The organism is Dokdonia sinensis (assembly GCF_003688895.1).
GTDB classification, from domain to species: Bacteria; Bacteroidota; Bacteroidia; order Flavobacteriales; family Flavobacteriaceae; genus Dokdonia; species Dokdonia sinensis.
Map to the genome: position 1 here is coordinate 139,371 of NZ_REFV01000009.1, position 7,076 is coordinate 146,446.

Below are 7,076 nucleotides of genomic sequence, written 5' to 3' on the forward strand. Positions count from 1 at the left end.
AAGAAACGATATGAAAAATATACTATATGTTTTCCTGTTTCTTTTTTGCACTGCTGTTTTCGGGCAAGTAGATGCGATTAGTTATCAAGGAGTAATCATAAATCCAGAAACACAGGAAATTCCTGGTCAAAACGTTCAAGGAAATGTTTTGAATTATAGTGTTGTTCCCGTAAGATTTAGTATTGAGAGCGCTCAAGGCGAAATAATATATACGGAAACCAATACAGTGGCAACAGATCGTCTTGGGATGTTCACCGTAAACGTAGGTCGCGGTACTGCTGAGGGACCATTTTTTAACTCCCTCGAATGGGACGGAACATCTAAAACACTAATCGTTGAAGTTTTGCTTGATGGATCCTACAAAGTGCTCGACCGAAAGGTATTGACATTTGTACCCCAGGCATTTCATAGAAATATAAATGCAACAGGTCATTTTGAAGCGTTGGGCGATGTAGAATTAGGAGATGACTTGATCGTGCGAGGTACCTCAACGCTTAATGATAGTCTCTCTGTTAATAATGAAGCTACTACTGTACTGACAGGAAGATTACAAGTAGACCAGGCAACAATACTCAATGATGAATTACGAGTAAATAATGGGAAAGTCACGAGGCTAACAGGAGATCTGGATGGAGCTGGAGCGGTCCAGCTCAATGATGTTCTAAGTGTAAAAGGGACGAGTCAGTTTGATGATACTCTTACCGTAGATGAAGCTACAGTGTTGATGTTAAGGTTAGGTGTAGAGGGGGAAACCACAATTGCTGGTGATCTGGAAGTTGCGACTAATAAGCCGACACTTCTCACGGGTGACTTAACTGTAGATGGTACTTCAGATTTCAATAGAGCTCTCAATATTAATAGTGATCTGGAACAGTCAGGAGAATTATTTATAGCTGAAGATGCAACACTTGATGGAAATTTAATAGTGAATAGAAAAACCTTTCTGAACGATAAACTGACAGTAAATAATGGCACGTATACTGATTTAAGCGGGGCGCTTAAAGTTACTGGTCAGACGAGACTCAATAAATTACTGACAGTATCAGGGGTTACAGATTTAGAGAGTATTCTTCGAGTAAACAATGAATCGCCTACTGCCTTATCGGGCACTTTAAACGTAGATTTATCCACAAATCTAAATGCTAGTTTGAATGTTAACAATAGTAGTTTAACTACGTTAACGGGGCCTTTAAATGTACAAGGACTTATCACCTTTGACAATGGTTTAACGGTAAATGGAAGAACTAACCTGAATGATGCCCTTTTCGTAAATAACGGCGAGCTCACAGATCTTTCAGGTACGCTTAGAGTAGATGGAGTCTCTAATCTTGATCAAATGCTCAACGTAGCAGGAGAAGCTACTTTTAATAATACGCTTACCGTAGCAAATGCGAGTGATACCTTCTTAACAGGAATTCTTGACGTAGATGGTGAAACCACTTTAAACAGCACGCTTGATGTCCTTAATCAGGAAGCGGCAGTATTAAATGGAAGTCTGACAGTAGATGGGGTAACGACCTTAGAAAATACACTATCAGTAACAAATGGAGCTTCCACTTTATTTTCAGGAGTACTAAATGTTGATCAATCTACTGTTTTTAATAATGGGTGGACTACAGGAAATACCGCAGGTACGCAACTTACAGGACTACTCACCGTTGAGCAACTCGCAACATTAAACGCCTTAGAAGTCGCTAATGCAGGCACAACAAGCTTTACAGGTACTCTCGGAGTAGACGGTGTCACTACTTTAGATAATGTTCTAAACATAGATGGAGCGACTTCAATTAATAATGAGCTTATAGTGACTGGAGCAGGAAATTTTGGAACTATCGTCGCCGAAAATTTAAATATTCGAGGAATTAATGATAATCAAGTGGCTACATTTTTCAACACGAATGACACCACACCTAACGGATTGCTTATCAAATTAGGAAAAACACATCCCAGATACCTTAATGGTGTTTATCTCGGAGCTACGCAACCAGGGGATACTGGATCTCCAGAGGCAAGTGTTATTAATGAGATTAAAACCAAATTTATCAATGCAGGTACAATTAGTCCAGGAGATATTACAGCGCTCATACCGGATCTTATAAGTCTTGCAGCGGTTCCCAATATCAATAATTTTGTTTTTGAACAGATAAATATTCAGTTGAGTGGAGTTGATTTTCCAAGTATAGACTTTCCTGCTATTGATTTTCCAGGGATACCAGTTCCAGGTTTTGGGACTGTGGATGTGCCTACACCGGGGGTAATATTTCCGGGAGTAACATTTTTTAATGGACTCAATGGAATCTGCTCAGGGCAAGCTTGTTTTAGCATATGCTTTCCTTTTGCGGGATGTACCACCATATGTATCCCTCCAGTAAATGTATGTGTACCTTCTATTCCTAAGATAGAATTTCCAAGAATAGATATAGGTGGAGGATTTACAATATCCCCATCATTCCCAGACATCGTGCCTGACTTACCATTCTTAAACACACCGGGCTTCCTGCCAGCAGAATTTCCTATCCTTCCAGACACGATTGTATTTGATGCCTTAACAAATAGTAACGAATATGCCGTATTTACAGATAAAGAAGGACGTGTAGCTGGAAGTATTCGTGCTGAGTCTATTCAAGACTTCTTGGGAAGAACTATAAATAATGATGTTTATCTTTTAGAGGTGCTCTCAGCTTTCGTAGGTATTGACGTTGCAGATATTAAAAGTGAGTCAGCATCTGCCATAGTGACACTTGTGAGCGAGTACAACAAGTCTGGACTTGAATTTGCCTCTGGCAATGGCGATTATGCCGAGTGGTTAGAGCGTGTAGATGTAAATGAATATATTACAGCGGGCGATATCGTAGGTGTAGTAGGTGGTAAAATCTCAAAAAACCTAGATAATGCAGAGCAAATTATGGTTGTATCCCACAGACCTATCGTTCAAGGTAATACACCAGAACAGGGAAAGGAGTACCTAGGGAATACGGTGGCTTTTATCGGTCAGATTCCAGTCAAGGTTATCGGTAAAGTGGGGTATGGGGACTATATTGTGCCTCATACTGAAATTTCTGGATATGGCGTTGCGGTTCCAGTAGAGAAAATGACCTTGAGTCAGTTTGAAATCGCTGTAGGTCGCGCTTGGAATGCTAATAATAATGAAGGGCCAAAACTCGTAAATACTGTTGTTGGACTTCAAAATGGAGATTGGAAAAACCAATTTGAAACTTTGGATAACAAACAAAACAGTTTGAATAAAGGTTTAGAAACTCTAGAAGCAAAGCTCAAACGTATAGAACAGACTTTTCAAGGAACCGTAGAATAAATATTATGAAAAAGTACATCACCTACATCAGTATAGTAATCGCATTTACTACGTCCAGAATAACATTAGGACAAGAAGATGCACTTGCAAATATTACTGAACAAGATCTAGAATATCTTGCTTCTAAAGAAGACGAAGCGGTAGCATATATGGAGTATTTAAAAACTCCAGGTGTAAAAATTGAAGGTCAGGAAATGATATTTAATAAAGAAGCGCAACGATTGCTGTCTAACGAATCATATAGGACCCAAGTATATCCAGCGACCTATTCCTTTGCACACGTAAAGGCGAGCCTCTCTGTAAATGATTTCCACAAGGCCTTCTGGCAAATGATAAATCTATATCCAGATCACAAGGAGGATGTTGTGCGCTTTATCTACGCCTACGACTCGGTATTTCCTACGGATGAGGTGCTTATTGCATCATTTTATACCTATGGTTTCTTTGATCCAAAAATCACCAAACTAGACGGAGGGAAACCCAACGTTTATCGTCCAGATATCTTTGAGGAATACCTGAGACGTACACGGGAGATCATAACGTATATCGAATATTTCAGGAAAGAAGCAAAGGAGGGGTAGTAACGTTTTCTTAGATTGCCTAGATAGAATTGAACATTCTAAATGATTAAGTATTCAGTCAGAGGAGCTCCTTAAATGGAGCTTTTCTTTTTTACGCTTTCGCGAAAGCGTAACCTCAATAATCATTCATCATTACTTGTATGCTACAATAAACCAGATACATGCATACCCACATCAAGTTTAGAACTTAAGTTTAGAAAGTCAAAAACCTTATCTTTAAGACTTAAACTTGTTCCCCTGTGAAAGCATATTACCTACTGTTCTTAAGTTTGCTCTGTATTACTTCGCTCATAGCTCAGGAATCAGGAAATAAGAGGATTATACTCATCGAGAGCCTAGGGCAAAAAGCAAATAGTACCACTGGTTCTGAAAGGTTGGTATGGCTAGACAGTTTAAGTAATGTCACTAAGTTTAAAAAAGAATTTAATTATGATTCCATACTTCAAGTAACCATTGCCCACGCTATTAAAATCGATTCTATAGACATTGCTGCTTACCATACTTCAGATAGGATCAACTATCACAATAACTGGCTGAACAAGCCAGAAATTGGACTAGCGATTTTTGAAAAATTTCACGAGACGTATAAGTATAGAATAAGCCCAGAACGTGCTGCAACCTTGTTCATAGATGGAGGAGATAGTTATGATTTTTCAGGGCAAAAGGAAGAGGCAATAAAAAAATATGATAGCGCCATAGCAAAGGCATCGCTAGTAAAAAATGAAAGGCTCAAAGCAATTGCAATGACCTATAAGGGTTATGTGCTCTCAGATCTAGGTTTTTTTGCCGAAGCATCTATAAATTATCAGGAAGCGGCCAAAGTATTTAAGGTTTTAAAAGACACCACACGAATCATAGGTCTCAAGAATTCACTCTCCATCTTATATAGTCAGAATAACTTTTTTGAAGAAGCAGCCGGTGAGCGGGCAGAAGGTATGGCTCTGGCTGATAAGGCTGGACGCTACGATCAGTTGGTTTCTTTCTATTTTAACGCTGCAACAGATTTGAAAAAGCAAGGCAAACATGCTGATCAAATAGAAAGTCTTAAAAAAGGCTATGAAACCTCCATAAGAACAGAGCGCATACAAATATATGAACCTATCTTTCTTTCTGGTCTGGCAGTGGCTTATGCTCAAATAGATAGTTTAAAAACGGCAAAAAACTATCTGTCCAAATTAGAGAATACTTCTCCTGACTACACAACAGGTCAAAATGAAAAAAATTACAAGCAAGCTTTAAAAAATATTGCCTACGCCGAAGAGGATTATACAAATGCCTTACGTTTTGGAATACAACATCTTGAGCTCGAAAAAGAGGGGCAGTCCTATGAAGAAATACAAGATGCTGAGGAATTTATGGCAACTGTTTATGAAAGTATGGGTGCACCAGAAAAGGCCTACGGACACTACAAAAGATACGCGACACTGCGCGACTCTGTAAGTAGTATCCAGAAGGTTAAGGCACTCACGTATTATCAGACATTATACGAAACAGAAAAACGCGATGCCCGAATCGCCGAACAACAGAAGGATATCGCTTTGCTCGATGCAAAAAATGAACTGCAAAAACAGTGGATTTTGTTTGGAGGCTTAGGATTGCTTAGTATTTTTGGACTCGTCATTTTAGCACGATCACGCAATAACGCACGCAGGCGTTCTCAACGTCAAGAAAAATTCACCCAAGAACTTATTACCGCTCAGGAAGAGGAGCGCATTAGAGTAGCCAGAGAATTGCACGATGGAGTAGGCCAAAAATTAATGTTGCTCACCCGCCGCACAAAAGAGACGGGAGACACATCTATGGAAGATCTTGCAAGTAGCACGCTTAATGAGCTTAGAGATGTCTCACGAGGACTTCACCCAGCAGTTTTAGAAAGACTGGGCTTCACAAAAGCAGTAGAGAAGCTCATTAATGAAGTAGATGCGAGCACGACTATTTTTTTTACAAACGAGATTGATAATATAGATGATCAAATAACGTCGCAAGCGGCGTTGCACTTATATAGAATAGTGCAAGAAGTGCTTAACAATATGGTAAAGCACTCTGAAGCAAAAGCCGCATCTATCCAGATTGAAAAAGCCACTAAGGAAATACACGCGAAGATGAGTGATAATGGCAAGGGCTTTACACTAGATTTTAAAAAGGATTATGGTGGTAGTTTAGGAATGAAAACGCTACAAGAAAGGGCAAAAATTTTAAAGTCCAGAATTGAAATAGAGAGTAAGCCACAAGGAGGAACATCAATATCTTTAATTATCCCAATATGATTGAAGCTACTGAAGTAAGTATCTTAATTGCAGACGACCATCCCTTATTGCTTCAAGGATTAGAGCGTGAGTTGATTAATAGTGGTTACATTGTAGTCGCTGTGGCACGTGACGGTACGCAAGCGCTTAATGCCCTAAGATTACATAGGCCTCACGTGAGTTTGCTGGATATTGATATGCCAGGAATGACAGGTTTTGAAGTTGTTGCTCAAGCTGTAAAGGAGGGTATTGGAACCAAGCATATTGTGCTTTCATTTCACAAGGAAATCGATTACGTATCACAAGCTAAAATTCTCAATATTAAAGGCTATTTGCTCAAAGAAGACTCATTTTCTGAAATTGAAAAGTGCATACAGGCGGTTTTAGAAGGAAATACGTATTTCAGCCCGAGTTTTGATAAGGAAGTCCTTTCAGATGCTACGGGTGAATTTAAAAAGCTACAATTGTTAACCCCTTCTGAACGCACAATCATAAAACTCATTGCTCAAGAAAAATCTAACCTACAAATCGCTGAGGAACTTTTTGTCTCCGTGCGTACGGTAGAAAAACATCGCAGTAATATTATTTTAAAGATGGAACTAAAAGGGAACACAAATACTCTTACAAACTGGGCACTCACAAATAAGCAAGCGATTTCCAATATCTAGAAATATTTTTTCTCCTCATAATTACGTATTACTACGTATTCTAGAAACTTCGTATTTCTTTACATTGCATCAATTAGAGAATACACAGGTAATGTGTTGTTTAATATTTCTCATAACAAAATTCAATTGGGGGATTGAATAAAATGAGGCTGTCTGAAAACTATTCGGACAGTCTTTTTTTATTAAGGGCTATTTCTATTATTCAATCGTAAATGTTTTACAAGTGCTATTTGTTATCAGTTAGTAGTTATCAGTCTGCTTTTAGATA

Annotated in this window: 4 protein-coding genes; all 4 read left to right on the top strand. The window is 38.7% G+C overall.

The features are described 5' to 3' along the window. Nucleotides 1-10 precede the first annotated feature (10 nt). The 4 genes from EAX61_RS10550 to EAX61_RS10565 all read left to right on the top strand — a co-directional run bounded on the left by EAX61_RS10550 (nt 11) and on the right by EAX61_RS10565 (nt 6,808). Entirely contained in the window at nt 11-3,313 is a 3,303-nt protein-coding gene (locus EAX61_RS10550) for an autotransporter outer membrane beta-barrel domain-containing protein (protein ID WP_147448365.1), read from the top strand. A 5-nt stretch (nt 3,314-3,318) separates the two neighbouring features. Beyond that, nucleotides 3,319-3,894 carry a hypothetical protein gene (locus EAX61_RS10555; RefSeq protein WP_121917654.1) on the top strand — a complete coding sequence of 192 codons (576 nt, stop codon included), beginning with the start codon at nt 3,319-3,321 and terminating at the stop codon, nt 3,892-3,894. A 239-nt stretch (nt 3,895-4,133) separates the two neighbouring features. Further along, complete coding sequence (locus tag EAX61_RS10560; RefSeq protein WP_121917655.1) at nt 4,134-6,161, top strand: tetratricopeptide repeat-containing sensor histidine kinase; 2,028 nt, start codon at nt 4,134-4,136, stop codon at nt 6,159-6,161. Continuing rightward, nucleotides 6,158-6,808 (top strand): response regulator, encoded by a 651-nt coding sequence (locus EAX61_RS10565; RefSeq protein WP_121917656.1) that lies wholly within the window; start codon nt 6,158-6,160, stop codon nt 6,806-6,808. Before EAX61_RS10560 ends, EAX61_RS10565 begins: the two co-directional genes overlap by 4 nt. Nucleotides 6,809-7,076 lie beyond the last annotated feature (268 nt).